Origin of the sequence: Acetobacter garciniae (assembly GCF_017377735.1) — a bacterium.
In the GTDB taxonomy this organism is placed as follows: Bacteria; Pseudomonadota; Alphaproteobacteria; order Acetobacterales; family Acetobacteraceae; genus Acetobacter; species Acetobacter garciniae.
The window spans coordinates 183874-209372 of record NZ_JAFVMH010000004.1; the positions used below are offsets into that span (position 1 = coordinate 183874).

Sequence of the window (25499 nt, forward strand, 5' to 3'; positions counted from 1 at the left end):
CCCCCGCATATGATCCGTGCGGGGAACCCGAGGCTCATGGCTTCCGTTCGTGTCTGGAGACAGCGTCCTGCTTTGTGGGGCGATCCTGTCTTCAACCGGTCGAGGAATCTCCATGACGATATGCGCCTTCCCCCTGGCCATACCTGGCGCACCCTCAGGCGGCAAACCGGACCAGCTCCATGACCATGCCCGCAGGCTGTTCCCCATCTGCCGTAGCATCACCGGGGAGGGCATTCGCCAGACACTGTCCTATATTGGCGAATATATCGACAATTTTCACATTCACCATATCGGCAGTGGCACGCAGGTCTTCGACTGGCAGGTGCCGCTGGAATGGAATGTCCGCACCGCACGGATCTGCCGCACGAATGGCGAGGTGGTGATCGACTTCGCGCAAAGCAACCTGCATCTGGTCCAATACAGCACGCCCATGCGCGCACGCGTGTCACGCGATGTCCTGCAAGAGCATCTGTATTCCCTGCCGGACCAGCCGGACCTGATCCCCTACCGCACCAGCTATTATAACGAAAGCTGGGGTTTTTGTGTTTCCGAACATCAGCGCGCGGCCCTGACCGATGCGGAATACGATATCGAGATCGACACGGACCTGCGCCCGGGTGTGTTGAGCTATGGCGAGGTACGCATTCCCGGCAAACAGGCGGATGAGGTCCTGTTCTCGGTCCATTGCTGCCACCCCTCGCTTGCCAACGACAATCTTTCCTCCATTGCCATAGCCATCGAATTGGTGCGCGCATTACAGGCCGGGCCCGCGCGCAGGCTGTCCTATCGGTTCGTGTTCATACCGGGCACGATCGGAGCGATCACCTGGCTGGCCATCAACCGTAATACGGTGGACCGCATTCGCCACGGGCTGGTGCTCAGTTGCCTGGGGGATGAAGCCCCACCCACCTACAAGCAGTCACGCCAGGGCGACGCACCGGTGGACCGTTATGCCGCCTATCTGCTCAGCCGCTGGCCCGGCGCACAGATTGTGCCGTTCGAACCATACGGCTATGACGAACGGCAATATTGTTCGCCCGGCTTCAACCTGCCGGTTGGCTGTCTCATGCGCTCGCGCAATGGTACTTTTGCGCAATACCACACATCGGCGGATAATCTGGATTTCATAACACCTGCCGCCCTTGCCGGTTCATACCGCATGATTGCGAACATGATCGCGATGATGGAGGCGGATACCACGCTGACCAGCCTCAACCCCTTTTGCGAACCCCAACTGGGGCGGCGCGGTCTTTACAAGGTAATCGGCGGCACGAACACCACAGAGGCAGAACCGGGGCACGCCATCGACCAGATGACGTTGCTATGGGTGCTCAACCTGGCCGATGGTACGCATTCCCTGCTCGATATCGCCGACCGATCGGGCAAGCCATTCGGCGCCGTCATGGCCGCCACACATGCATTGAGCAAGGCAGGGCTCGTGCGCGCCAACGCCGACTGAACCCGCACCCGACCCTAGCTCATGCCCTATGCAGCACCCGTTTCTACCATATGCGCCATGGGGCCTGCTGGGTGGCCCATAATTCGTCCAGGTGGCGCTTGTCGCGCAGCGTGTCCATGGAATGCCAGAAGGCATCGTGCTTGAGCGCCATCAGTTCCCCATCCTGCGCCAGGCGTTCGAGCGGGCCGCGTTCGAAAACGGTTTCGTCATCTTCCAGATAATCGAAGACGCCAGGCGAGAGCACGAAAAACCCGCCATTGACGTAATCCTGTTCGATCGGCTTTTCGCGAAAAGCGCCAACCCGGCCGTTTTCGATCTCCAGCGTGCCAAAGCGCGCAGGCGGCTTGACCGCCGTCACCGTGGCCAGACGGCCATGGCTTTTATGAAAATCGACAGTGTTGGAAACCTTGATTTCGGCCACGCCATCGCCATAGGTCATGCAGAAGGGTTCGTCGTCCAGATAGGGGCGCAGGCGCTTCAAGCGTCCGCCGGTCATGGTCTCCAGCCCCGTATCGACCAGGGTCACCCGCCAGGGTTCGGCTGTCCTTTTCAGCATGCTGATGGACTCGTTTTGCAGATCGACCGTGATATCGGCTGACAGCAGATGATAATTCGCAAAATACTGCTTTATCATTTCCGCCTTGTAGCCCAGCGGTATGACAAAATCGTTGATGCCGGACTGGGAATAGATCTTCATGATATGCCACAGGATCGGCCGCCCTCCGATCTCGACCATGGGTTTGGGCCTGCTTTGGGTTTCTTCCATCAGACGTGTGCCATAACCACCCGACAGGATGACGGCTTTCATGACGTTCTTCTCCTTTTGTGGCCCGGCCGACCATGGTTTACGCCATCCACCAGGCATGAGAACCGGACGCGCAGCACGTCCCGGCCTTCGGAATAATCTTTATCAAAGGCTTAAAGTTCCCATGTTTCCATAATTTGTATACTCGTGACACCCACCCCCATCCCCCACACGAATACCATCCCGCCTTGCCATGCGTGAACGCCGGTGCTGCATATCCGCCGCGCGGATGTCCACAACGCGCGCGTTCCTGCCTTCCCGTTCAGGAATAATCCATTATTTTATCGCCATATATTCAGACATTCCGCAGGCATGGGGCTGTTCAGGAGACCCAGCGCAGGTCGTTTGACAACCTGCCGTCTTCCATCATGCCTGCCAGCGCATGCAGCCTGATCAGCGATGAATGGCGGAAATCCCGGTCGGCAAAACCGAACCCGCGCAGCCCGCCTATCAGTTCGCCAATTGCGTTCTCCAGGGTCATGCGCGGCAGGTGATCGGGGGCGAGTTCGGACATAAGCGAAAAATCCACCTTGTAGGAACGGCGGTCGGGCGGGGCCGCGGTATTGATGCTGACTGTGGTACCGGGCAGTTGCGTCGCCACGGCCTCGGCCAGGTCGCGCACCGTATAATTCCAGGTGTCGCTCCCCGCGTTGATGACCAGCATGGGATCACCCGTGCGCGACATGGCCCATTCGATGGCGCGCGCCATGTCGCGCACATGGATCAGGGGGCGCCAAGGCGTGCCATCGCTCAGCACGACGATCTCGCCCGTTGTCAGGGCGCTGGCTACAAAATCGTTCAGCACAAGATCCAGCCGCAGCCGGTCAGAAAAACCGCAGGCCGTCGCAAAGCGCAGGCATGTCACCATCATGTCGCCAAGCTCAACCTGGCGCAGCGCACGTTCGGTATCGATCTTGGACCGTGCATAGGCTGTCAGCGGCTCCACGGGATCGCGCTCCGTGCGGGGCGCGCCGGCCGCGCACCCATAGACACTGCAACTGGAGGCAAAGACGAAATGCCCCACCCCGGCCTGTGCGGCGGCTTCCGCCACCTTGACACTGGCACCCCGGTTTATCGCATCGGTCGCGACCTCGAAGCGGTTGCCCATGGGATCGTTGGAAATTGCCGCCAGTTGAACGACCACATCCACCCCTTCAAGCAAGGCTTCGGGCAGGTCGCGCACGTCGCCGAAATACTGGGCGTCCAGAAAAACCTCGGGCAAGGGCCCGCGCGTGGTCAGGGATTGTCCGAACAGGGATGAATCGTAGCCGACAATCCGCGCATCGGGGAATGTCATGCGCATGTGCCGCACCACGACGGGACCGACGTAACCCATGTTACCAACGATCAGGATATGCATTGTCTGTCTCGTCCCTGTTGCGCCTGCGCGGGGCAGTGCTGTTATTGATAGATATGCCTGCCGATAACGCGTGAAAGCGATGTCGCGGCAGACCAGCGAATATGAACGGCATCCGTAAAATCTGCATCCATCAGCGGGGTGCTGTAATCGGCGTTCCACCGGCGTGCGTCACTTCCCGCCAGGGCTGCATCCAGCCGTTGGTCGAAGGTGTCCGCCACATGCCAGGCGGGATCGTAAAGCCGGTGCCATTCGGGCTTGAGCGGCATTTCAACCACCGTCATGCGTATGCCCGCCGCACTTAAATGCCGGGCCATGTCCCGCATGGCGGTAAAACAGGTGGTATCGAAATCGGGCATGGCCAGGTCGCCCAATGTCGGGCGGGTCACGATAGTATTGAGCGGCCCATCCCCCGTCGGGGTGAACACCAGCGGGTCCAGGGGGGTGCGGTTCTGCCGCTGGGCCGCAATGCCAACGGCGTTATGCAACAGCGAAACCGGATCGAAATAGCGATAATAAAACCCCCAGCGCGACCGGCGCGCAAAAACATAGGCATCCGCATCATGGATGTTGAACACGTGATCCGCCACCTGGCGGCATCCGGTGAAATCCTGTGGCACCACCAGCATGACGACAACGCGCACGGCATGGTAATGGTGCAGCAGCCAGTCCGTTACAAAGGCTGTCTGCGTGGCCTTGAGCCCGCAAAACGCCCCGTTGAGCACCTGCGCGCCGGGGGTCGAGGCCTCGAGTGCTGCACTATCCACGCCGCGCCACGCAACGGATGAGCCCACAATCAGCAGGTTTGGCGATATTTCTCCCTTCTCCCGCAGGAAACGCAGTTTTTCATCAACACAGACACTGTTCGACAAGGCGGGTGGCGGCAGGTGGCCCACAGCATCCAGCCCGCGCAGGAGCACCATGAAGGCCGCAAGGCAGAGCAGCCCGCCACAGGCCAGCCAGGCAAAATAGCTTATGCCGAAACGGGGAAAACGCATGAAGCGGCGCCATGCACGCCCCCGCCCGGGTGAGAGCGCATCGGCCGTGGACCGGCGGAGTGTATCCGCATTGGGGATTGTTGTGCCCTCGCCGCCCAGAAGCTTCTCGTCATGCATGTTAACCGGCTGCCCCCTGATTTTTTGCGCATCGGGCTTCGATGAGGTCGACAAAATCGGCAACATTGTGAAGCCGGTCGAGTTCCGCCGTCCTGAAATGAATTCCGAAATGCGTCTCGGCGGCGACGATCAGCATGATATGGGTCTGGCTGTCCCAACCCGGCAGGTCCGCCGCTGTGGTTTCAGGCAGGAGCACGATCGTATCGTCATCCAGGACATCACGGAAAATCGTATTCAGTTCGTCATAGATCCTGCTTTGGGTCATGTCATTTCCACCTTGATGAAAGGCGATGGCGGCACACCGCGCCGCATGTCGTATCGCCATGAAACCGCACCGTCCGTGCCGGCGGGATCGGGACCGTCAAAGCCCAGCCGCCCATACAGGGTAGAGACCATGGCGTTGCGCGGGGTCGGCCTGTATTCGCCACGCATTGCCCCCACCCCGCGTTCACACGCATCCAGCGCCAGTACGGCAAAGATCGCGTTCTCCACGCCACGCCCCAGAACGCGGCAGCTCATCACCCAGTTCTCGATCAGGTTGCGCTGCTCGTCCGCCTCCGCCCGGGTCAGCACGACACTGACCAGCCCGTTATCGCCAAACCGGTCGATCAGGCGAAACGCCCAGCCCTGCACACCGGGTGTTGCAAGAACAAGGCGGAACTCGGCCTCGCCGTATCGCCGTGTGGTCAGGTTGAACTGGTTTGTCTTGTTGAGTAACTGCACCGCCCGCGCAAGGGACGCATCGTCAATGCGCGAGGCGAGCAGGCGCATGTCCAGTTCCCGCAAGTATCCGTCAAGGTCCGTTGCGCCCTGCATGGCCGCCGCCCGCGCGTTATTGGCGGCATAGCTGCGGTTGCGCTGGAGATCGTCGGGCGTGAAGGACACGGCCTCGAAACATCCGCTGGCGGCCAGCACCTGCGGATATAACGCGCAGTCGTCTGGCATTTCGGGAACGGCGACCATCGGCAGTTCGCGCCGGACAATGGCGCGTTCGGCCGGGTTGTCATCCACGAACACCAGGGCGTCCAGCCCCAGCCCCAATGTCTGCGCGATCATGCGTATGTTGGTGGCCTTGTCATCCCAGTTGGCGACAAAGGCCGCGATATCGCCACGCTTGAGAACCATATCGGCATGGGCGAAGCCGCGTTCCGCCATGTCCGTGTCGTTCTTGCTGCAAACCGCCAGCACAATACCGCGCTGCCCAAGCTGGGCGATGTAATGCTGGAATGCGGTATAGGATTCTCCTTCCGGGCTGCCCTGCCCAAGCCGAAGCCCCTCCGGCCCGTCATCCCCCACCACACCACCCCAGACCGTATTGTCCAGGTCCAGAACAAGGCATTTACGCGACAGGCCGCAGGCTGCCGCCATGATACGGGCCAGCACGTCCCCATAAGTCGGTGCGGCGGCGGGGGTGACCAGTTGCTTGGCCTGATGCCAGCGCGCGGGATCGCCCAGCGCTTGTGCGCCCCCCGTCAGGGCCGCGCAGACCTCCATATCCAGAACCGGCACGCCTTCGGCCTTCGCCGTATCGCACAAGGCGCTGTCCAGTCGTGCTGCAATGGCGGTGGGCGAGCCGGGAACCTGCCTATCATACGAACCGAACAGACGCGTATCCGGCCGGATCAGGCTTTGCTGGATGACGGTTGCCCCAAGGGCCCTGCCCCGCCGCCACAGGCCGCGCAGTTCCTCCACCCTGCGGGCTGTTGCGGCCTCCGCCATCTCGGACGTGGCCCCCAGCCCCACATCCAGCGGCGTGTCCCACCGGTCCAGGGCGAGAAGGATGAAATCCGGTGCGAAACGGGCCAGATCGCCATCTGGCGCCAGAAGGGCCTGGCGGTATTGCCCGTACGGTGCGCACCAGATCTCCGCCAGCAGGCCGCGCGCGAGGCAGGCCACGCGGATGGCGGGCAGCAGGTGTTCAACCGTATGCGACGCCAGGATCGCCAGGCGGCAGGCCCGCAGCCCCTCGGGGGCCTCCACTGCCTGGGGGATGAGGCGGTCGAGCATGCCGGTCTGGACAAAATCCCTGCGAAAGGCTGAAAGGTTACGCGCGGCCTGCAAGCGTATCTGCGGGTCTGTCCCTACGCGTGCCGCGCGGATCGCACCCGACAGGTCCGCATGTGGCGGCAGCCAGAAAAGCTGTTCCATGAACCGCCCTCAGAACTGGAAATAGAGAAATTCAGTCGGCGCTGCGGAAAGGGCGCGCATGACGGCCAGCATACCCACCGCACCCACCACCAGCCCGCAGACAGGCCCCGGCCGCCACGCACTGCTGGGCCAGGCGCGTTCCAGCCAGGATCGCGCGGGCCGGTAATTGAGTGCGGTCTGGAAATTGCGCATCCATTGCCCGGCATTGGGCAGGCCCCAGACCACCAGCAGCAGTACTGCGATCAGCATCACCTGCCGCAACCCGACCGCGATGGCGCCACCCCCCTGCGGCGCACCCAGCACCATGCCGTGCAAAATGGCCCGAGCTGCCGATACGCTATCTGCGCGGAAGAAGACCAGCCCCACCAGCACGCACAGGCATGTCAGCAGGACCGAGCCCGCATGGGCGATCCACCCGCCGTCGATCCGGTAGCCCAGGGCCGCCTTAAGGCTGCGCCAGCCGTGATTGATGCTGAGATAAACCCCGTGCAACAGGCCGAACACGATGAACTGCCACCCCGCGCCATGCCAGAGCCCGGAAAGAAACATGGTAAAGAGCGAAGGAAGGGCGACCAGTGTCGCGAACGTGCCCAGCGTGTGCTGGCCACGCCTGGGCAGTCGCAGGCCCTTTTTCGCCCGCGCACGTGTCAGGCGCAGCACAAGCGGGTTGTAGATATAGGCGGTCAGAAAACGGGTGAGCGTCATATGCCAGCGCGACCAGAATTCTATGATATTGCGCGATTTGAAAGGACTGTCGAAATTCGGCGGCAGGCTGATCCCGAACAGCAGCCCCAGCCCGATCGCCATATCCGTATACCCGGAAAAATCGAAATATATCTGCAATGCATACGATCCGGCCCCCGCCCAGGCCGCACCCATTGCGGGCACATGGCCTGCACCGGCCAGCGCGAAGACGGGTGTTGCATAAGCGCCCATCGGGTCTGCAAGGATCACTTTCTTGAACAGCCCGATCAGGAACAGCGTCATTCCCACGGCAGCACGCCCTGCTTCCCCCCGCCCGCTCATCAACCGGTTGAACTGGGGCAGCATCTCGCTGTGATGGGTGATGGGGCCCGCGATCAGATGGGGGAAGAAGGAAATAAACAGACAGTAATCGAGAAAACTATGCTGGACCGCCGTCCCGTCATAGGCGTCGCTCAGATAGGCAATCTGCTGGAAAGTGAAAAAGGATATCGCAAGGGGGAGGACAATATGCGGGATCGTCCAGTCCACCCCTGTGGCGTCCACTGCCACGGATACCACGAAACCGGCATATTTGTAGTATCCCAGCACCCCCAGATTGACGCCCACCGCAACAAGCAGCAGCCATGCGGAGCGGGTTCGGGCAAGGGATTTGCCCATAAGGAAGTTTGCGATAATGCTCAGCATGAACAGCGGCACGGCCTGGATATTCCACCAGCCATAGAACACCACCGATGCGACACTCAGCCACGCGACCGAGGCCCGGCGCGCGCCCAGCCTGGTCAGCAGGACAAAGCCCAGCAGGACCACGGGCAGGAAATAGACAAGAAATATCTTTGAATTGAACAGCATGAGCTTCCCCCAGGAAGAAGGCGTCCCACGGCCTGCCATCTAGTCTTGTCCTGATCTCAATCCAAAAATCATTGTCCGCGCCGTGGCCGCGTTCCAGTGCGTTCAACGCCGCCATTCTCTTTCGTGACAACACCCCCCGAACACGTTTTCGTGATCATGCACATTACCTTGCGGGAAAGACGTCGCTGGATCGTAATACCGTGGAACGCGTGCGAAATCCCCGTCATGCGACGCAAAAAGGGTTTTCCTTTCCATGAGCTTTCCTGAAAAAGACAGTGTGGCACTGGTGACAGGTGCTTCTGGCGGCATAGGGGCGGCCGTGGCGCGGCATCTGGCGGAAGCGGGCTGTCATGTCATTCTGACCGGGCGGCAGCCCGCATCCCTGCTGGCCCTCGCCGCCTCGTTAGGGATTGCACGCACAACCGTAGTCCCGGCCGATCTGACCGATGAGGGCGATCGCCAATCCCTTGCGCGCCATTGTGCCGACCGCATGGACGTGCTGGTTCATTGCGCGGGGTTGTTCCTGCCCGGCCCGGCCGACGCGGGACAGAACGCAACCCTGCTTGAGGCCATCAATGTTACCGCGCCCATGGCATTGTCATCCCTGTGCCTTGCAGCCGTACTCAAGGCACGGGGGCAGATTGTTTTTGTCAACTCGACTGCCGCGCTGAACCCGGCAGGCCATGCACACGGCGCCTACACCGCCAGCAAACGCGCCCTGAAAATTGCCGCCGACGGCCTTCGTCCCACGCTCAGGGGCCGCCATGTTCGCGTGCTGAACGTCTTTCCCGGCCGTACTGACACCGCAATGCAGCAGACAGTGCTGGACAGCGAAGCCAGGACGGGCAGTCGTATCGCCCTGCTCCAGCCCGACGATATCGCCCGCACCATCCTGTACTGCCTTGGCACGCCGCGCCGGTTTGAACTGACCGACATCGTCATCCGCCCTGAAAACGCATGACGATTTTTTTTACCCAATGGAAACTTTTGAAGGCGATCCCGTCTTAACATCCAGACACCGCGAAATATCGGGTTGGCACGGCTTTCCTGCACATATGGGGTAACCATGATCTTTGAGCCGACGCGGATCGAAGGTTTATGGAAGATCGGTATCGAACGCCATATCGATAACCGTGGATCGTTCGGGCGGCTGTTCTGCCGTGACGAATTTTCCGCGCGCGGGCTATGTGCCGACTTTGTGCAGATGAACAGTTCCCGCACGGCACGGGCAGGCACGGTCCGGGGCATGCACCTCCAGCTTCCACCACATATGGAGGTCAAGCTGGTACGCTGTATCCGCGGTGCGATCGAAGACGTTGTCTGCGATCTTCGTTCCGCCTCCCCCAGCTATCTGCAAAAAGAATCCTTTGTTCTGGATGCGGACGATGACCGGCTTTTATATATTCCCACGGGATGTGCACATGGTTTCCAGACACTGACCGACGATGTCGAGGTTTTTTATGCGATGTCGCATGTTTTTTCCCCCGGTTCGGGCACCGGCATTCGGTTCGACGATCCCGCGCTGAACATTGTGTGGCCCCTGCCGGTCACCTGTATTTCCCAGCAGGACAGAACATGGCCCCCTTACCGGGCTGCGGCGTTTTCCCTCCCATGACGCGAGCGGGGCCAGGACTGTCTGGCATGGATTTTTCGCCATAACCCCTTATGCAAAAGGCACGGCAATGGACCCTGTAACACTTACCCCCCCAAGCCCGGCCAGCACATGCGTGCCGGACCTTGCCCATGTAGCCGTGACGCATTGCCGTTTATGCGGGGCGGCGCTGAGCACCAGTGTTGCCAATCTGGGGCTTTCGCCCCTGGCCAATTCCTACATAAAGCCAGAGCTGGAAAACGCGATGGAGGCATTTTATCCCCTGCACGCGTTTATCTGCGATGACTGCCACCTGGTCCAGTTGGCGGAGTTCGAATCCCCCCAGGCCATATTCGGCGACTATCTGTATTTTTCATCCTATTCCGAAAGCTGGCTCCGGCATGCGCAGGCCTATATCCGCAAGCAGATTTCACGCTTCGGGCTTGGTCGTCAGTCCCTTGTCGTGGAAATTGCCTCCAATGACGGTTATCTTTTACAATATGCGTCCCAGGCGGGTATTCCGGCACTGGGGGTGGAACCCGCAGCCAATGTCGCGGAAGTCGCGATATCGAAAGGCATTCCCACCGATATCGCCTTTTTCGGCCAGCAGACCGCCCTTCGGCTGAAAGAGGCCGGATATACCGCGAACCTGATGGTCGCCAACAATGTCGTAGCCCATGTGCCCGACCTGCATGACTTTTTAGAAGGCTTCAGGATCCTGCTGGCCGATGATGGGGTCGTGACATTCGAATTTCCCCACCTGCTGCAACTGATCTCGCAATACCAGTTCGACACGATCTATCACGAGCATTTTTCCTATTTTTCGCTGCTGGTCATGCGCCGCGCGCTCGCCATGCATGATCTCAGAGTGTTCGATGTCGAGGAACTGCCCACGCATGGCGGGTCACTGCGCGTTTATGCCACGCCTTCCGCCAATGCGCTTTTGCCTACCCTGCCATCGGTGGAAGAAATGATGGGCCGCGAACGTGCGGGCGGGCTGGAAGATATCCAGACCTATCGCGATTTTTCAAAAAAGATCGTGACCATAAAATGCGATGTCCTGGACTTTGTCATCAAGGCCCACAGGGAAGGTGCGACGGTGGCTGCGTACGGTGCCCCGGCCAAGGGGAACACCTTGCTGAACTACTGCGGGATCGGCCCGGAACTGATCCCCTTTACCGTCGATGCCAGCCCTTATAAGCAGAATTTGCTGCTACCGGGCACACGTATTCCCATCCTTCACCCCGATGCCCTGCGCAAGGCGCGCCCCGATTACGTGCTTATTCTGCCATGGAACCTGAAGGACGAGATCATGACCAGCATGGCCGATATCAGGGAATGGGGCGGCCGGTTCGTGGTGCCGATCCCGACATTGGAAATTCTCTGAACCGCTCGGATCGGCTTGTTGCAAGGCGTATTCCAGCCCTGACGCCCGGATGACATGACAATGGACCATCCCCCCCGTTATGCGGTTCTGTTCCGTACCCATGTCTGGGACAGCTTTATCGAACGGCAATTTGCCCGGCTGCGCCAGATCGTCAGGCATGGCGATGTCCATATCGTTGCCAATAACACGGCAGGAACGTGCCCGCCGGTTGCGGGCCTGCCGTTCATGACATTTACCGAGAGCGAACTGGAGGCCATGGGGCTGGCCCGCGGTGGCGAGGGCGAAATGTTATGGAACAATGTTGATTACGCGCTGTATTACTTCATGAAAGCCTGCCCCGATTACGACTATTATATCCTGTTCGAATATGATGTCATGGCCAATATCGACCTTGACGCGGTGATGGCAAAGGTCCTGGACGACAGGGCGGATCTGGTCGGCACCACAAAGGGACCGCCGCTGAAGAACTGGTGGTTCCGCCAGACCTGTGCGGATGTCTACCCCGAGGATGATGTCGTGAAAATGCTTCTGCCACTGGGCATTTTCTCCAACAGGGCCGTGCGTTTCCTTTTTGAAAAAAGACTATCCATGTCCGCGCGGCTTCCCGACGGTTCCGCACGGAACTGGCCCCATTGCGAGGCATTTATTCCCACCGAGCTATCGCTGGCAGGGTTCAAGCTGGCCGAACTTTCATCCTATGGGGCGATCGAGCGCTACAGTCACGAACCCGCCTATCTGGAAGACGATGTTAAAACCCCGGCGGTGGACGAATTTATCCACCCCGTGCTCGATACAAGCCGTTACATTGCCAGCGCAATCCGTTACGAAGGCCGGCCCGAGACGTATTTCATACCGGGCAGTCCGTTCAGGCGTAAACTGGCGCGTTTTCCGCGCGGTTTCTACATGCCCTTGCTGCGGGACGCCTTCAGGCGGCGTTTCGTCTCACTCAACCAGAAGCTGCGCAGGCTGTTGGCCGAATGGTATGGATCTGTGCGTTCCGGGCGCGTTCCATCCATTTTCCATTAAGGCGCGCCCTGTCACCGCATAGGCGACGCTACGCACCGGGCCGGGCCGGCATGAGTATGTGCCTAACGGTCAGGAAATCTTGGAATCCACCACAAATTCTATATCGTCACGGCAGAACAGCACTTTTCCGTAAAGCAGGCGTTCGTCCTGACGCGTGAGATAGACATGTTCGGATTGCAGCACATGACGGCTGCGGCTGAGTTCAAGATGTTTCATGACATCGACCGCTGTCTTCACGCAACTGATCTTGTTGATGATGCGATAAGGATGTTTTTCGATCGCACGCAGGAGTGACACGATAGGCAGGTTCGCCATCATGTCCGGGGTGACGACAGCGGCAAGGGCTGCGGCCATATAGCGTGTTTCATAAGCCAGGGGGTGGCCATCCAGCACGCGAACGCGCTTGAACTGCAACACGCGCTCCCCCTCCGGAATATCGAGCCCCGCCGCCACGATGGCAGGGGCCGGGCAGATGTCATGCGCGATCAGGCGGAAGGTCATGATCCGCTGGGTTATCAGCAGTTCGTCCTCGAACGCCACGGTCAGGTCATGGGCCAGGCGTTCGGCGGCGATAAAGGTGCCACGCCCCCGCCCGCGCACGACCAGCCCGTCGGATACCAGACGGTCCATCGCCTGGCGCACGGTCGCACGGCTGACACCGAAATATTCCATGCAGCGCGTCTCGGGCGGGAGCATATAGCCCGCAAGACGGTGGCGCCGGGCCTGGATCAGGGCGGCCATGGACGAGGCGATCTGGGCGTAAAGCGGTTCCGACAGGGACGGGTCGGGAATGGAAAGCTCGGACAAGGAGATTGTGCCACTCTCCCCTTGCGGAAGCGTACTCTTCTGTTTCACTCTCCGGCCCGGCCTTTCTGACTATGCGATCATGCGCTCGCGGCGTGCCCGACACCTGTCGGGCGCATAGTGTTAGTCTATGATCGCGCTTTTTTCCAGTAGCCGGTATTGATCGGGACGGCATGGCTGCAACGCCACAGCCGGACGGCCCTGGCGCAACCCGGGGGCACTCCCCCGCTGCCAGATGCACCAAGCGCCACACCCCGTAACGGAGAATGGCGCTTGCTGGCTTGGGGCGGGCATGAGCCGCCTATGGGGGCAGGGCGTTAGTGACGCAGCTTGTGTTCGCAATAGAGCAGCAGCGTATTGATGCCGACTGCCATGAACGCCAGGAAAAACCCCACGGCCAGGGTCACGGGCGTGTCACCCAGGTTGATGGCGTTCACCGCCATGAAGCCGAGCCCGCTATGGGACGCAAACATTTCCCCGATCAGCACGCCCAGCAGGCAGAGCGCGACCGAGACACGCAGCGTTGCGATCATATCGGGCAGGATGGCCGGGACAATGACGAAATAGAACCGCTCGGCCGCGCCAAGCCGCATGACCCGGGCCGAACGCAGCAGAACTTTGCGCACACCCGCAACCAGGCGGCTGGTAATGAAATAGACCGGAATAACCCCGTGCATGACCCCGAAGGCCACCTTGGGGGCCATGCCCAGCCCGAAGAGTTCAAGCACGATGGGGTAGAGCGTGATCTTGGGCACGGTCTGGAAGATCATGAGCAAGGGGGCCAGATACCACGACAGAAGCCGTGAACTGCCGATCAGCAGGCCCAGGGCACCGCCCACGGCAATGGAAATGCCGCTGGCCAGCAGGAAAGACCGGCCGGTTGCCGCCGCATTATGCCAGAAATAGGCCTTGCCCATCAGGTGCAGCAATGTTGCCGCCACGGAAACCGGGCCGGGTTCGGGGTGGGGATACGCCCAGCACGCAACCTGCCACAAAACCAGCACGGCCCCCATCAGCACGACCGGAGGGGCGACGGCACGAAAATGGGCCTGGATGGCGGTCATGGCTATGCGCCCTCCCTTTTGACCGGTTCGGCGGCAATCATGTCGAAACCCAGCGTGGTGGCAGCGGCCAGCACAACCACGCAGCCGATATAGCCGTACATCGTGTCAGTATCGAAATTGTCGTAGGCATAGGCGATCTGGTAACCGACGCCCGCATCCGACATGATGAATTCCGAAGCGATCACCCCAATGAACGCATAGGACACGCACAACCGCAGGCCCGACAGCAGCATGGGTGCCGCGGCCGGAATGCGCACATACATGACGTTCTGCAACGGTGTCAGGCCGAATACCCGGGCCGTTCGCACGATCGAACGCGACACGCCATCCAGCGCTGTCAGGGTCGTGGTGATCATGGCGACAATCCCGAGCATGATCGAGATCAGGATAATGGGCAGCCGCCCGCTTCCCGTCACGGTAATGAGGGCGGGATAGAAAATGAAGGTCGGCACCGCGTAGTAGCTGGCCAGATAGGGCTCCAGCGCAGCACGCAGCAGGCGTATGGGGTGGACGATCATGCCTACGGCTATCCCCCCCGCCCCTGCGATCAGTGCCGCGATCAGGATATCGCGCAGGCTCAGCCATAAGGCCGCGCGGGAAGCAGACTGCCCCATGACCGCGCACATATCATGCCAGATCGTGACGGGTGCGGGCACGATGCCCGTGCCGAGCAGGCCGATAGAACAGAACACCTGCCAGAGACCCACCAGTACGACGATCAGCAGCAGACGCAGGGCATACGGTATGGCTGTCAGACCGGTCTTCATGCGTTGTTCGCCGCCATATGGTGGTTGCTTTCGGCGCGCAGGGGGGCCCAGATCTCGCTCAGCAGGTCGCCATAATGCGGGCTGGAGACGACAGTGCTGTCGCGCTCCCGCGGCCAGCCGGTTTCCACCAGCTTGATCAGCCGGCCCGGCCGGGCGGACATGACGCCGATCCGGTCCGAAAGCATGACGGCCTCGTCCAGCGAATGGGTGATCAGCAGGATCGTGGCGTTGGTCTCGCGCCACAGCCTGAGCAGTTCATCGCCCATCAACAGGCGTGTCTGCTGGTCGAGCGCGCCAAAGGGTTCATCGAGCAGGATAAGGCTGGGGCGCATGACCAGCGTGCGCGCGATACACACACGCTGGCGCATGCCCCCCGAAAGCTGGGAGGGATAGGAGGTCCGGAACCGCCTGAGCCCCATGAAGTCGAGCGCATGTTCCACGCGGGCCGCAATGTCATCACGCGCAAGGCCACGGCGCTTGAGACCGAAGGCAATATTGTTCTCGACCGTAAGCCACCCGAAGGACGCATCTTCCTGGAAAACGATGCCAACGCCATCGGGCACCCCGCGAATGGGCTGCCCGTTCAGCAATGCCTGGCCTGCGGCAGGCCGCGCAAGGCCGGACAGAATATCGAGCAGGGTCGATTTGCCACACCCCGATGGCCCGACGATGGAAAGAAATTCGCCCCGCCGCAATGTCAGGTCCAGGGGACCAAGCGCGTGAACATTGCCGCCCTTGCGGGTGGTGAAACGCTGTTCGACCTGCCGCAATTCCACGCAGGGGACGTCTGTTTGTCCGTTTTCTGTCATGATCCGGAATATCGTTTCAGTTAAGGAATGATGAATTGACGGCGGTATTCCAGTCGATGTCGCCCTTCAGTTCGCCGATCAGCTTCAGCCCGTCGGCCGCGCGGTTCAGTTCCGTGGTGTCGATCGCTCCATCGCTCCACATATGCGCCTTGACCATGTTGTCTATCGCAACACGGGCCAGTTCCGGCGGCATGTGGTACACCTCGGCCAGAATGGTCGCGGCCTCGGCCGGGGCGGCGTAAAGCCGTTCAACCGCCTTGCGGCGCTGGCCGATGATGCAGCGCAGGGTGTCAGGATGAGCACTTGCAAAGGCGCGTGTCGTAATCCCGACGGACATGGTCATGGGGGGCAGGATGTCCTCGGCCCGGACAACGGTGCGGTAGTCGTCGCGCCTGCGAATGGCCAGGGGTTCGATCAGCACGGCGGCGTCAACCTCCCCGCTGTCCAGCATGGAAAGCCCCTGCACATACCCACCTGACGCCACCCGGTGCACGCTGGCTGGGTCTATGCCCTTGTGTTGCAGTTCCATGAGCAGCAGCATTTCGGATGAGGCACGCGGCGTGGTGATGGCAACCTTGTGGCCCGCCAGGTCGGCCAGCGTATGGATCGCGCTGGTCTTGGTAGTGACGACCGACGCCCCGGCCGGGGTATCGGTCCCGACATTGACGATAATCACGTCCAGATGATGGGCGATGGCGGCCACGGCGGCGGGAAAGGCTACCTCGGCATAGGGCAGATCGCTCGCCATCATGTTGCGCACGGTGGACCCGCCGCCCGCCGAACCGATAATACCGTCAATATCCCCACAGGGCTTGAAAAGCCCGTCATGCAGGGCAACGGCGTATGGGGCGCCGTACATGCTCTGCCCCCATTGGGTGACGGAAATTTCCGCAGCCCGCGCCCCTGGCTGGAACAGCCCGCAACCCAGCAGAACAGCCCCCGCCACAACGCCACCGCGCAGGATGGCGGCGGCCGCTTGAATTGTCTGTTTCATGCTCGGGTTTCCTTCTCTACCTGCAACGGCGGCACACCGTCAGTCCCATACAACCATGTCGTTACGATAGGGTATCAACATTCCCTGATATCGAAACCATTTTCTTTACTGCTTTCATCAGCGGATTTTCCTACTCCCGCACTCGCGGCCATGTGAGCGGCGGCCTGTACGTCCGGCAGGGACGATCCCATGAGCGTGAACACGACCGTATCGGCCTCCACCCGATCACCCACGCTGGCGTGCAGGTCCAGCCCGGCGGAAAGATCGGTCGGGGCCCCCGCACGCCGCGCCAGGGTGGCAATACGCCAGCCATTGATGCCACGCACGACACCGGCCCGCCCCGCCCGAACGGGCAGGCGTACGGGCCCCGGGGCCACGGCAGGAACACGCGGCCCCTGGGCGTGGATAATGTCTTCGAACTTCGCCAGGGCGGCCCCGCTGCGCAGAATATCGCGCGCGATCTCATGGGCTGCGGCGATCGTGGGCACGTTCGGGTCGAAGGCAATGATCTCGGCGGCGAAACACAACGCCTTTTCGCGCATGTCAGGCGGGGCTGCGGGATCTTCGGCCAGCACGGCGCGGGCGTCGCGCAGTTCCAGGGCCGGTCCTATGCCGCGGCCTATGGGCCTGCTGCCGTCGGTGGGCATCGCCCCCACGCGCAGGCCCATCTTGTCCCCCACCGCTTCGAACAGTTCCGCCAGCAATGTCGCCTGGTCCAGGTCATGCACCTTGGCGAATGGGCCATAGGGAATGTCGATCATGACATGGGTGGACCCTGCGATCAGCTTTTTCGACAGGATGGAGGCCACAGACCAGCGGTTGGTTTCCAGGTTGAGCGGGCGTGTCAGGTCATTGACGATGTCGTCGAGCGGGGAATGCATCAGTCGGCCGTTCCAGGCAATGCACCCGCCTGTGCGGGCGACGACCTGCTCCATCTCAGCCATGCCCAGATCGACCCGGGCCACGGTTTCCATGGCCTCCGCCGTGCCGGAGGCCGAGGTAATGGCGCGCGAGGATGTCTTGGGAATAAGCAGGCCATAGGCCGCAACAATGGGCACCACGACCAGGGTGATGCGACTGCCCGGCACCCCACCGAGGGAATGCTTGTCGACCACCATCTTTTCGGGCCATGTCATGGGCGACACAAGGCTTGCGCGGGCACGGGCAACGCGCGCGGTTTCCTCTATCGACATGTTGGGGATGATGGATACGAGAAGGGCTGCGACCTCGGCATCCGAATAGCGACGGTTCACGATATCGCGGAACAGGTTTTCGTATTCGCTTTCGCGCAGGACATGCCCCGCGATCCGCTGTTGCAGCAGTGACCGGCTTGGCGGTGCAGGTGCCCGCGCAATAAGCACCGGCGTGGCCTCGGGCAGCCCCAGAAAACGGAACCCGTCGTCCGACACGCCAATTTCATGCGCGCCGACAACCGATGGATCGTGACACATCATGGCCTGCGCGCAAAGGCTGCGCCCGGCGGCCTGGATTTCAAGCCGGTGGGCAGGTGGCGCATCGGTGGCCTTACCGGGCAGGAACACCACCGGTCCCCGCCCCGTCGCCACAGCCACGCGCCGCAGCCGCGGCCGGTCGGCTATGGCGCGAATGGTCGCGACCAGAGCGTTCACCCCGCTTTGCACGTCCGTATCGTTGGAGACGTGAAAGACGCTGACATCGGCGGGCATGGGCAAGGGCTTGCGCGCCAGGCGGCTGGCTATGGCCTGCGCATTTTCGCGCCCCCGCGTGGCCAGCCGCCGGGCGATGGTTTCGTCACGGGCGGTGATTTCGATCACCACCAGATTGGCAAATTTCTCACGCAGGGCCGGGATATCGGCGCGCGATCCGTTTGCAATCACGCACCCGCCCTGCGCAAGGGCTGCGAACTGTTCGGTCCGCCAGCCATAGGACAGGCCATGCGCCTTCCAGCCATGTACAAGGGCCCCGCTTGCCATGAGCGCCTCGAACTCCTCCGCCCCGACACTTTCATGGCCTTCGGTTCCCACATTTTCGGGGCGGGTAATAACGCGCTGCGCAAAGGCAAAGCGCGTATCCTCACGCAGGGCGGCCCATGCGCCCGCCAGCAGCGTATCCTTTCCAACGCCGCTGGCTCCGACCACGACGCAGAAAATGCCGCTGCCCGTCATCAGCCAGGCTCCGTCACGGCCTTGGGTTCGTCCAGCCCGATATCCACCGCCCGCGCAGACTGGAACGGCCGGCTGGACGACACGTAGTCCACCCCGGTCTGCGCCACGGCACGGATGGTCTCGAACGTGATGCCGCCCGATGCCTCCACCTTCGCGCGGCCGTTCACCACGCGCACGGCTTCACGCATGTCCTCGAGCGACATGTTGTCGAGCATGATGATATCGACATCGGTCGCGACCGCCTCATGCACCTGTTCAAGCCGGTCGCATTCGACCTCGATCCGGGTCAGGGTGGGGGCCAGTGCCCGCGCCCGCGCCACGGCCGCCGTAATGCCGCCGCTGACCGCGATATGGTTGTCCTTGAGCATGATGCCGCTATCCAGCGCCAGCCGGTGGTTCAGGGCACCCCCGCAATAAGCCGCGTGTTTTTCAAGCATTCTCAGCCCCGGCGTGGTCTTGCGCGTATCCAGCAGCTTGACCCCCGTGCCGTCCAGTTCACGCACATAACGCGCGGTTTCCGTGGCGATGCCCGACAGGCGCTGGACAATGTTCAGCGCCGTGCGTTCGGCCGTCAGCAGATACTGCGCGGGACCGGTCACGCTGAGCAGGATATCTCCGCGCGCCAGGGTGTCTCCATCGCGGCAGCATGTCGTAACCTGGCATTGCGGCGCGTAACGCGAAAACACGGCGGCGGCGACATCCACGCCGGAGACGGTCATGGCTTCCCGGGCGTTCATGACAAACGTTCCGATCGTTTCGGGTGCCACCATGAGTTGCGCCGTCAAATCGAACTGGCCGATATCTTCCATCAGCCAGGTATCGATCATCTTGAGAAGTGTAAAGTGGTCGTACATGCAGGTTTCCTTGCGGCCGCGTCCGGCGACCGTCGTCTTGCCAAGAAAAGAGAATTACGGAACCTTCTAGAAATGATAATCAAGGGTTCCGAAGAACTGGCGTGGCGCCCCAATGAACATCGACGCAAGGTCACCCGACAATGGAAAGCCGTTTTCGCCCAGCGTGCTGATATAGCGTTCATTGAACAGGTTATAGACATTGAAGCTGATTTTCAGGCCTTTGAGCGGGCGATAATGCCTGAACGTATAGGACAGTCCGGTATTGGCCACCCAGTAGGCCGGCACGGACGTATCGTTGACATAGGAGAAATAGCGTTTTCCGACATAGTTGGCGTCGAAATGCATGTTCACGTCATTGATGTCGTAGGAAACGCTCGTCTTGTACATCCAGGACGGATAGCCGACAAGCTTCTTGCCCTTTACCGAATAGACCACGTTGGATGACGTAATGTTGTCGTCGTAAACCGAATGGTTGTAGCTGACACTGTTGAAGATCGACAGATGCTTGACCGGGTGCAGGGTAACTCCCGCATCTATACCGTTCTGGGTCACGGACCCCACGTTCGAAACCGTGTTCTGCGGATCGAGACGGTTGCCCGAAGCAAGCTGCGCCAGGCGGTTATAGAAATTCACACGGTACAGGCTGAGGGAGGCCACGAGAAATTCCGACGTATACCGATAACCCAACTGGTAAACCCAGTCCCGTTCGGGGCGCAGCTTTTTTTGTTCGGCCAGGAATGTCGGTTGATCGCCGGCACACCACACGCACGGCTTGCCATAGGAACTATAGGTATAGGCACGCATGTTTTCGGATATATCGAAATACAGCTCGTGATTTTTCAGGAATGTCCAGTTCCCCGCGAAATGCGGCAGGAAAGCCGCGGCCGATGTCAGGGAGCCGCTGGGAATGGAGGGTTCCTTGTTGATGACGGGATTGTTGTAGTTCCCACCACCCGCCGTGGTCACGAGCAGGGACTTGAAACCCGCCCGGAAGGAAAGATTGGGAAGAACCCTGTAGACATCCTGAAGGTAGTACTGAAACGTATTGGTGTTGAAGTTCTGCCCCCAGCGTTCCGCAAAGGCCGGGCCATAGGTGTTCCACGGACCGGTGGTGAGCAGGGGTGCGCCCTGGCCGAGTGCGGGTTCGTTGTAATACACGCGCTTGTTCGTCCACCCCACGTTTTCGTACCAGATACCCGAACTGATCGTGTGCCGGTTGATCGCATATTGCAACCCGGAGGTAAAGCCGTAGCGATGCGTGACCGGGTTCTGCACCTGTTCGGAAAGGGGCGCGCCCGTGCCGGGGGATGGAACATACGGGTTGCCATATGTCCCGAATTCCGATGTGGACTGCGCGTAGGCCACAGACTGCCAGCGCAGGCGGCTTGTCAGCGCGAAATCGAAATTCAGGCCACCCAGAAAATCCTTCTCGACCTGCCCTGCATCGTAATAAGACACGTCCTTGGGGCTTTTGGTCGTGTTATAGCCGGGGGGATAGATACCTTGGGCGGCCTTGTAGGCTGCGGTATAATTCGGGTAATAGGAATCGATATTCATGCCCAGATGGTTGATGATATCGAGCGAAAGATCCGAATAGCTGAATTCCGACAGGTCCGACCAGTCGAACAGAGCGGTAATCTTGCTATCCTGCCCGATGGGCTGGACAAGCTTTGCGTTCACCTGCTGCTGAAACTGCTCGCCCGCACCACGCCATTTCTGGGTGGAGGAACGCGCGTAGGAGACAAAGAACTTGGTGCCGGTGGAGTTCAGCGCACCGCTATCGGCCCGCACATAGGTGCGATAGGTGTCGTAGCTGCCGAACATCTGCGATACCCGCCCCCCCGCCTTTTCAGACGGATCGGACGAGAAAAACCGCAGGCCGCCACCCAGTGCGGTCACAGACGGCAGATCCAGCGCCCCGGCCCCCTGCGAGAGGCTCATGGCCGAAATATTGTCCTGCGTGATCGCGGAATTGATATCCAGCCCGTTATATTTGAGAAACGACTGGTCCCCCAGGGGAATGCCATCAAGCGTTACGCCGATCTGGCTCTGGTCGAACCCGCGCAGATACATGGAATTCGCCCAGGTATCCAGGCCCAGCGCGTCCGATGTGGTGAAATTCACCCCCGGGGTCGTTGTAGCAAGAATTTTGAAAGGACTTGTTCCTGACGTGAATTCTGACATTGTTTCGCGTGCGACGAACTGTTCCGTGCCGTGCGAGACACGATGCGAAGCATTGACGGAAATCTGTTCGGTTCCGCGGCCACGAAGTGCTTCCGCCTTCGAACGGTTGCTTTTGGCTTTATGCGCGGCCGGTGTTTCAACCGACGGCGATGATGTCGCGGCAAAAGCTGGCAACGGAAGCATCAAAATCGGTGTCAGTACGGAGCAGGCGGTAAGAACGGCGCTATGGCGCGCGACAGATGCGTGGCTCATTGACGTGCATAATCCCCCTAATGACGACCTGGTTAAGCGTTTGGCCAAGACCCATATCCCAGCCGGAAAAGAAAAGCAAAGTTATACAAAAGATATTTTCTATCTTAACGCCGCCGCAAAACATTTTTCTGGCGACAGTATTTTTGCCATGTCCGAATGTCCGGACAATATGATGATAGAACCCATACCGTGTCAAGTTCGAAATGAAAATTCATGCGAACACATGTTAATTCGTTGATATTATTAATTAATTTTCGATCAGGAATCGAAGGGGTGTAACAGAGTCAAAGCGCGCAGCGGTGCGAAGCTGGTGAAGCCGGTCACAACCGCCCCATTCTACCGATCACATGGTATTGGACGGCACCTGCAAGGCTGTGGGGACTATATCCGGCGCTGATGGCCCGCACGACGTCAGGACGCGGCATACCCGCTCACGCCCATATCCAGACTGCGCCTGTCAGCGGGTTGCAATTTCAAAACCCCGTTAATCTGTCGATCTGCACAGAGGTTTTGCCAATCAGGATCTGTGAGCATTGTCATCGCACTTTTGTGGCCACGCCCGATGCGTCGGGAACGGGCGCCGATCATTCTGTATCAGGGTGCTGTATCGGGCGGTATGCGCGGGTTCGGTGCGGGGGAAGACAGTGTGTCCCCGACGGGAAAATTCGTTCGCGTGAAGCTGTCCAGGCTGCCCAGCGCAAGCAGGACGGACAGCCAGAACAGGCCGCCAATGGCAAAGATAGCGGCCAGCGTCGGGGCGCGCATCATGCGCATGAAACCGCAGGCGATCAGCAGCGCCATCAACCCCGCACATCCGCCAATGCCCCAGTTGGCCCCCACCGCCGCCAGGACCAGTTCGACTGCCAGCAGCATGAGCAGCAGGCCCCAGCATGACAGGACGCGCGCCATCACACCCGTCCGATCAGGTACAGGACGGGAAAAAGCAGGACCCAGACCAGATCGACAAAACTCCAGTAAAGACCGACGACCTCCACCGGCATGGCTATAAGGGGCGCGCTCCTGCCCCGGTAGGTGCGCAGGCAGATCCAGCCGATCAGCCCGATCCCCACCAGCATGTGCAGGCCATGCAGTGCCGTGGACAGGAAATAGAAGCTGTAGAAAAGCTGTGCCCCGCCTGCCTGCGGGCCACCAAGGGCAAATCCGGGGCCGGGGAACAGGTGATCGGCCAGTTCCGTATGCCATTCCCACCCTTTCAGGCACAGAAAGGTCACGCCCAGCCCGGCTGCGCTCAACCCGGCCAGAATGACGCCGCGCGCGTTTTCATTGCGTGCGGCGTCTACCCCAAGCGTGTAGGCCATGCTGCTGGTCAGCAGCAATGCGGTGTTGATGCCGCCGATCATAAGGTTGGTATGTCTTACTCCCAGCGCCCAGCCTGCCGCGCGGGTGTGGGAATAGACCACGAAAATCAGGAACAGCCCGCCAAACAGCAGGATTTCACTGGCAAGGAACAGCCACATGCCGGCTATTGCCGTCTCGTCACGGTGGCGCGGGCTGTCATAGGGTGCGAGGTGTTCAGACATGCGGGGGCTCCGCCTGCGGGGCGGGGGCCGGGTGGTCCAGCGCGGCGTAATCGTAGGCGTCATGCGTTACGACGGGCGGCTCTATGAAGTTTTCCGTAGGTGGGGGCGAGGATGTCCGCCATTCCAGCCCGGTTGCCTGCCACGGGTTGGCGGTTGCACGCGCTCCGCGGAACAGCGACCAGATGAAGTAGATCAATGGCAGGATATAGGCCAGCGCAAGGATGCTCGCCCCGGCGGAGGACAGCACGTTCAGCACCTGGAACTGCGCGGGATAGGTCGCATACCGGCGGGGCATGCCCTCATACCCCAGAAGGAACTGGGGGAAGAATGTCAGGTTGAAGCCGAAGAACAGCAGTGCCGCCGCCGTGCGCCCCCACATTTCGGGGTACATGCGCCCTGTTATCTTGGGCCACCAGTAATGCAGCCCGGCGAAATAGGCCGATACCATGCCCCCGACCATGATGTAGTGGAAATGCGCCACCACGAAATACGTCTGGGTGAGGTGCACATCACTTGCCAAGGAGGCCAGAAACAGCCCCGTAAGCCCGCCCACCGTAAAAAGCCCGATGAACCCCAGGGCATAAAGCATAGGCGCGTCCAGCCTTATGGCGCCGCCATGCATGGTGCCCAGCCAGTTGAAGACCTTGATGGCCGAAGGCACGGAAACCAGGAAACTCAGCATGGAAAACACAACCGCCGCATACAGCGATGTGCCGGCCACGAACATGTGGTGCCCCCAGACCAGAAAGCCGATGGCGGCAATGGAAATGGAAGACCACGCAACAAACCTGTAGCCGAAAACAGGCTTGTGGCAGAACGTGCTCACCACTTCGCTGACCACCCCCATGCCCGGCAGGATCATGATGTAGACCGCCGGGTGGGAATAGAACCAGAACAGGTGCTGGAACAGGAGCGGATCACCCCCCAGGGCAGGGTCGAATACGCCGACATGAAAGACATGCTCGAAAGCCAGCAGCACCAGCGTAATGCTCAGCACCGGTGTTGCCAGCACGAAAATGACGCTGGTCGCATACAGCGCCCAGAGCATGAGCGGCAGCCGGTACCATGTCAGCCCGGGCGCGCGAAGCTGGTGGATACTGATGATGAAGTTCACCCCCGTGGCGATAGAGGAAAATCCGCTCAGGAACACCCCTGCCACCACGGGCAGCACGCGGCCCTGGGTATAATCGGTGGAAAGCGGGGTATAAAAGGTCCATCCCGTTTCCAGCCCGCCCCGGAACAGCCCGTAAACCACCAGCGCGCCAGCCATGACGAACAGGTACCAACTGATCAGGTTCAGCCGCGGAAAGGCCAGGTCCGGCGCCCCGAGCATGAGGGGGACAAGAAAATTGCCCAGCGTGACCGGTATGGACGGCACAAGGAACAGCCAGACCATGACAATGCCGTGCATGGTGAACATGCGGCTATAGGTCTCATCCGACAGGATGGCCCCGGTGGGGGAAATCAGGTGCAACCGGATCAGGGCCGCGCCAAGGCTGCCAAGTACAAAAAACGCCGTGATCGACGCCATGTATAACAGCGCGATCCGTTTGTGGTCGGTCGTCAGCAGCCACGAACGCAGCGTGCCGTCCTGCCACAGGTAGCTGCGCTGCATGGTTTGCGGGTCGGACGTGGGTGCCATGG

The 25499-nt window shown here is 60.6% G+C and carries 22 protein-coding genes; 5 read left to right on the top strand and 17 right to left on the bottom strand.

The window, feature by feature from the left end; genetic code table 11:
- The first annotated feature begins 112 nt into the window (after positions 1-112).
- Complete coding sequence (locus tag J2D77_RS10095) at positions 113-1459, top strand: DUF4910 domain-containing protein (RefSeq protein ID WP_207846157.1); 1347 nt, start codon at positions 113-115, stop codon at positions 1457-1459.
- A gap of 43 nt (positions 1460-1502) precedes the next feature.
- On the opposite strand, the gene rfbF is transcribed toward J2D77_RS10095, so the two are convergent.
- From rfbF to J2D77_RS10125, 6 genes are all read right to left on the bottom strand, one after another.
- Positions 1503-2267 (bottom strand): glucose-1-phosphate cytidylyltransferase, encoded by a 765-nt coding sequence (gene rfbF / locus J2D77_RS10100; protein WP_207846158.1) that lies wholly within the window; start codon positions 2265-2267, stop codon positions 1503-1505.
- 319 nt (positions 2268-2586) lie between these two features.
- Positions 2587-3624: an NAD-dependent epimerase/dehydratase family protein gene (locus tag J2D77_RS10105; protein ID WP_207846159.1), complete on the bottom strand. Its 1038-nt coding sequence runs from the start codon at positions 3622-3624 to the stop codon at positions 2587-2589.
- Between the two features lie 41 nt (positions 3625-3665).
- Positions 3666-4736 (bottom strand): hypothetical protein, encoded by a 1071-nt coding sequence (locus J2D77_RS10110; protein WP_207846160.1) that lies wholly within the window; start codon positions 4734-4736, stop codon positions 3666-3668.
- Position 4737: 1 nt separating this feature from the next.
- Positions 4738-5001, bottom strand: a complete 264-nt coding sequence (locus J2D77_RS10115; RefSeq protein WP_207846161.1) for an acyl carrier protein — start codon at positions 4999-5001, stop codon at positions 4738-4740.
- The gene (locus J2D77_RS10120) at positions 4998-6884 is read right to left on the bottom strand and encodes an HAD-IIIC family phosphatase (RefSeq protein WP_207846162.1); all 1887 of its coding nucleotides are present in this window, start codon (positions 6882-6884) and stop codon (positions 4998-5000) included. Before J2D77_RS10120 ends, J2D77_RS10115 begins: the two co-directional genes overlap by 4 nt.
- A gap of 9 nt (positions 6885-6893) precedes the next feature.
- Positions 6894-8438 (bottom strand): MBOAT family O-acyltransferase, encoded by a 1545-nt coding sequence (locus tag J2D77_RS10125; protein WP_207846163.1) that lies wholly within the window; start codon positions 8436-8438, stop codon positions 6894-6896.
- Positions 8439-8691: 253 nt separating this feature from the next.
- On the opposite strand from J2D77_RS10125, the gene J2D77_RS10130 reads away from it, so the two are divergent.
- The 4 genes from J2D77_RS10130 to J2D77_RS10145 all read left to right on the top strand — a co-directional run bounded on the left by J2D77_RS10130 (position 8692) and on the right by J2D77_RS10145 (position 12442).
- On the top strand, positions 8692-9399 hold the full coding sequence (locus J2D77_RS10130) for an SDR family oxidoreductase (protein ID WP_207846164.1): 708 nt from the start codon (positions 8692-8694) through the stop codon (positions 9397-9399).
- 105 nt (positions 9400-9504) lie between these two features.
- Positions 9505-10053 carry a dTDP-4-dehydrorhamnose 3,5-epimerase family protein gene (locus tag J2D77_RS10135; RefSeq protein WP_207846165.1) on the top strand — a complete coding sequence of 183 codons (549 nt, stop codon included), beginning with the start codon at positions 9505-9507 and terminating at the stop codon, positions 10051-10053.
- A 67-nt stretch (positions 10054-10120) separates the two neighbouring features.
- Complete coding sequence (locus J2D77_RS10140; RefSeq protein WP_207846166.1) at positions 10121-11416, top strand: class I SAM-dependent methyltransferase; 1296 nt, start codon at positions 10121-10123, stop codon at positions 11414-11416.
- Positions 11417-11476: 60 nt separating this feature from the next.
- Positions 11477-12442, top strand: a complete 966-nt coding sequence (locus J2D77_RS10145; RefSeq protein ID WP_207846167.1) for a hypothetical protein — start codon at positions 11477-11479, stop codon at positions 12440-12442.
- Between the two features lie 69 nt (positions 12443-12511).
- On the opposite strand, the gene J2D77_RS10150 is transcribed toward J2D77_RS10145, so the two are convergent.
- From J2D77_RS10150 to J2D77_RS10205, 11 genes are all read right to left on the bottom strand, one after another.
- A complete protein-coding gene (locus tag J2D77_RS10150; RefSeq protein ID WP_207846168.1) occupies positions 12512-13249 on the bottom strand; it encodes a GntR family transcriptional regulator in 738 nt (245 codons plus the stop codon).
- 314 nt (positions 13250-13563) lie between these two features.
- On the bottom strand, positions 13564-14310 hold the full coding sequence (locus J2D77_RS10155; RefSeq protein ID WP_207846169.1) for an ABC transporter permease: 747 nt from the start codon (positions 14308-14310) through the stop codon (positions 13564-13566).
- 2 nt (positions 14311-14312) lie between these two features.
- On the bottom strand, positions 14313-15077 hold the full coding sequence (locus J2D77_RS10160) for an ABC transporter permease (protein WP_207846170.1): 765 nt from the start codon (positions 15075-15077) through the stop codon (positions 14313-14315).
- Positions 15074-15886, bottom strand: a complete 813-nt coding sequence (locus J2D77_RS10165; RefSeq protein WP_207846171.1) for an ABC transporter ATP-binding protein — start codon at positions 15884-15886, stop codon at positions 15074-15076. Before J2D77_RS10165 ends, J2D77_RS10160 begins: the two co-directional genes overlap by 4 nt.
- 16 nt (positions 15887-15902) lie before the next feature.
- Positions 15903-16880: an ABC transporter substrate-binding protein gene (locus J2D77_RS10170; protein ID WP_207846172.1), complete on the bottom strand. Its 978-nt coding sequence runs from the start codon at positions 16878-16880 to the stop codon at positions 15903-15905.
- Positions 16881-16954: 74 nt separating this feature from the next.
- Complete coding sequence (phnN, locus tag J2D77_RS10175; RefSeq protein ID WP_207846173.1) at positions 16955-19024, bottom strand: phosphonate metabolism protein/1,5-bisphosphokinase (PRPP-forming) PhnN; 2070 nt, start codon at positions 19022-19024, stop codon at positions 16955-16957.
- Positions 19024-19878: a carboxylating nicotinate-nucleotide diphosphorylase gene (gene nadC / locus J2D77_RS10180; protein ID WP_207846174.1), complete on the bottom strand. Its 855-nt coding sequence runs from the start codon at positions 19876-19878 to the stop codon at positions 19024-19026. Before nadC ends, phnN begins: the two co-directional genes overlap by 1 nt.
- A gap of 66 nt (positions 19879-19944) precedes the next feature.
- On the bottom strand, positions 19945-22245 hold the full coding sequence (locus J2D77_RS10185) for a TonB-dependent receptor (RefSeq protein ID WP_407927099.1): 2301 nt from the start codon (positions 22243-22245) through the stop codon (positions 19945-19947).
- 663 nt (positions 22246-22908) lie between these two features.
- Positions 22909-23223, bottom strand: a complete 315-nt coding sequence (locus J2D77_RS10195) for a hypothetical protein (protein WP_230975704.1) — start codon at positions 23221-23223, stop codon at positions 22909-22911.
- Positions 23223-23855 carry a cytochrome c oxidase subunit 3 gene (locus J2D77_RS10200; protein ID WP_207846178.1) on the bottom strand — a complete coding sequence of 211 codons (633 nt, stop codon included), beginning with the start codon at positions 23853-23855 and terminating at the stop codon, positions 23223-23225. The genes J2D77_RS10195 and J2D77_RS10200 overlap by 1 nt, the downstream gene beginning before the upstream one ends.
- Positions 23848-25497 carry a cytochrome c oxidase subunit I gene (locus tag J2D77_RS10205; RefSeq protein WP_207846179.1) on the bottom strand — a complete coding sequence of 550 codons (1650 nt, stop codon included), beginning with the start codon at positions 25495-25497 and terminating at the stop codon, positions 23848-23850. The genes J2D77_RS10200 and J2D77_RS10205 overlap by 8 nt, the downstream gene beginning before the upstream one ends.
- Between the last annotated feature and the right edge of the window lie 2 nt (positions 25498-25499).

What these genes read in the sequence shown, in the direction of transcription:
- rfbF (WP_207846158.1), bottom strand. Translation starts at nt 2,267, where the DNA reads ATGAAAGCCGTCATCCTGTCGGGTGGTTATGGCACACGTCTGATGGAA.
- J2D77_RS10195 (WP_230975704.1), bottom strand. Translation starts at nt 23,223, where the DNA reads ATGGCGCGCGTCCTGTCATGCTGGGGCCTGCTGCTCATGCTGCTGGCA.
- J2D77_RS10120 (WP_207846162.1), bottom strand. Translation starts at nt 6,884, where the DNA reads ATGGAACAGCTTTTCTGGCTGCCGCCACATGCGGACCTGTCGGGTGCG.
- J2D77_RS10155 (WP_207846169.1), bottom strand. Translation starts at nt 14,310, where the DNA reads ATGACCGCCATCCAGGCCCATTTTCGTGCCGTCGCCCCTCCGGTCGTG.
- nadC (WP_207846174.1), bottom strand. Translation starts at nt 19,878, where the DNA reads ATGTACGACCACTTTACACTTCTCAAGATGATCGATACCTGGCTGATG.
- J2D77_RS10135 (WP_207846165.1), top strand. Translation starts at nt 9,505, where the DNA reads ATGATCTTTGAGCCGACGCGGATCGAAGGTTTATGGAAGATCGGTATC.
- J2D77_RS10160 (WP_207846170.1), bottom strand. Translation starts at nt 15,077, where the DNA reads ATGAAGACCGGTCTGACAGCCATACCGTATGCCCTGCGTCTGCTGCTG.
- J2D77_RS10205 (WP_207846179.1), bottom strand. Translation starts at nt 25,497, where the DNA reads ATGGCACCCACGTCCGACCCGCAAACCATGCAGCGCAGCTACCTGTGG.
- J2D77_RS10185 (WP_407927099.1), bottom strand. Translation starts at nt 22,245, where the DNA reads ATGCTTCCGTTGCCAGCTTTTGCCGCGACATCATCGCCGTCGGTTGAA.
- J2D77_RS10165 (WP_207846171.1), bottom strand. Translation starts at nt 15,886, where the DNA reads ATGACAGAAAACGGACAAACAGACGTCCCCTGCGTGGAATTGCGGCAG.
- J2D77_RS10140 (WP_207846166.1), top strand. Translation starts at nt 10,121, where the DNA reads ATGGACCCTGTAACACTTACCCCCCCAAGCCCGGCCAGCACATGCGTG.
- phnN (WP_207846173.1), bottom strand. Translation starts at nt 19,024, where the DNA reads ATGACGGGCAGCGGCATTTTCTGCGTCGTGGTCGGAGCCAGCGGCGTT.
- J2D77_RS10125 (WP_207846163.1), bottom strand. Translation starts at nt 8,438, where the DNA reads ATGCTGTTCAATTCAAAGATATTTCTTGTCTATTTCCTGCCCGTGGTC.
- J2D77_RS10105 (WP_207846159.1), bottom strand. Translation starts at nt 3,624, where the DNA reads ATGCATATCCTGATCGTTGGTAACATGGGTTACGTCGGTCCCGTCGTG.
- J2D77_RS10095 (WP_207846157.1), top strand. Translation starts at nt 113, where the DNA reads ATGACGATATGCGCCTTCCCCCTGGCCATACCTGGCGCACCCTCAGGC.
- J2D77_RS10110 (WP_207846160.1), bottom strand. Translation starts at nt 4,736, where the DNA reads ATGCATGACGAGAAGCTTCTGGGCGGCGAGGGCACAACAATCCCCAAT.
- J2D77_RS10145 (WP_207846167.1), top strand. Translation starts at nt 11,477, where the DNA reads ATGGACCATCCCCCCCGTTATGCGGTTCTGTTCCGTACCCATGTCTGG.
- J2D77_RS10200 (WP_207846178.1), bottom strand. Translation starts at nt 23,855, where the DNA reads ATGTCTGAACACCTCGCACCCTATGACAGCCCGCGCCACCGTGACGAG.
- J2D77_RS10170 (WP_207846172.1), bottom strand. Translation starts at nt 16,880, where the DNA reads ATGAAACAGACAATTCAAGCGGCCGCCGCCATCCTGCGCGGTGGCGTT.
- J2D77_RS10130 (WP_207846164.1), top strand. Translation starts at nt 8,692, where the DNA reads ATGAGCTTTCCTGAAAAAGACAGTGTGGCACTGGTGACAGGTGCTTCT.
- J2D77_RS10115 (WP_207846161.1), bottom strand. Translation starts at nt 5,001, where the DNA reads ATGACCCAAAGCAGGATCTATGACGAACTGAATACGATTTTCCGTGAT.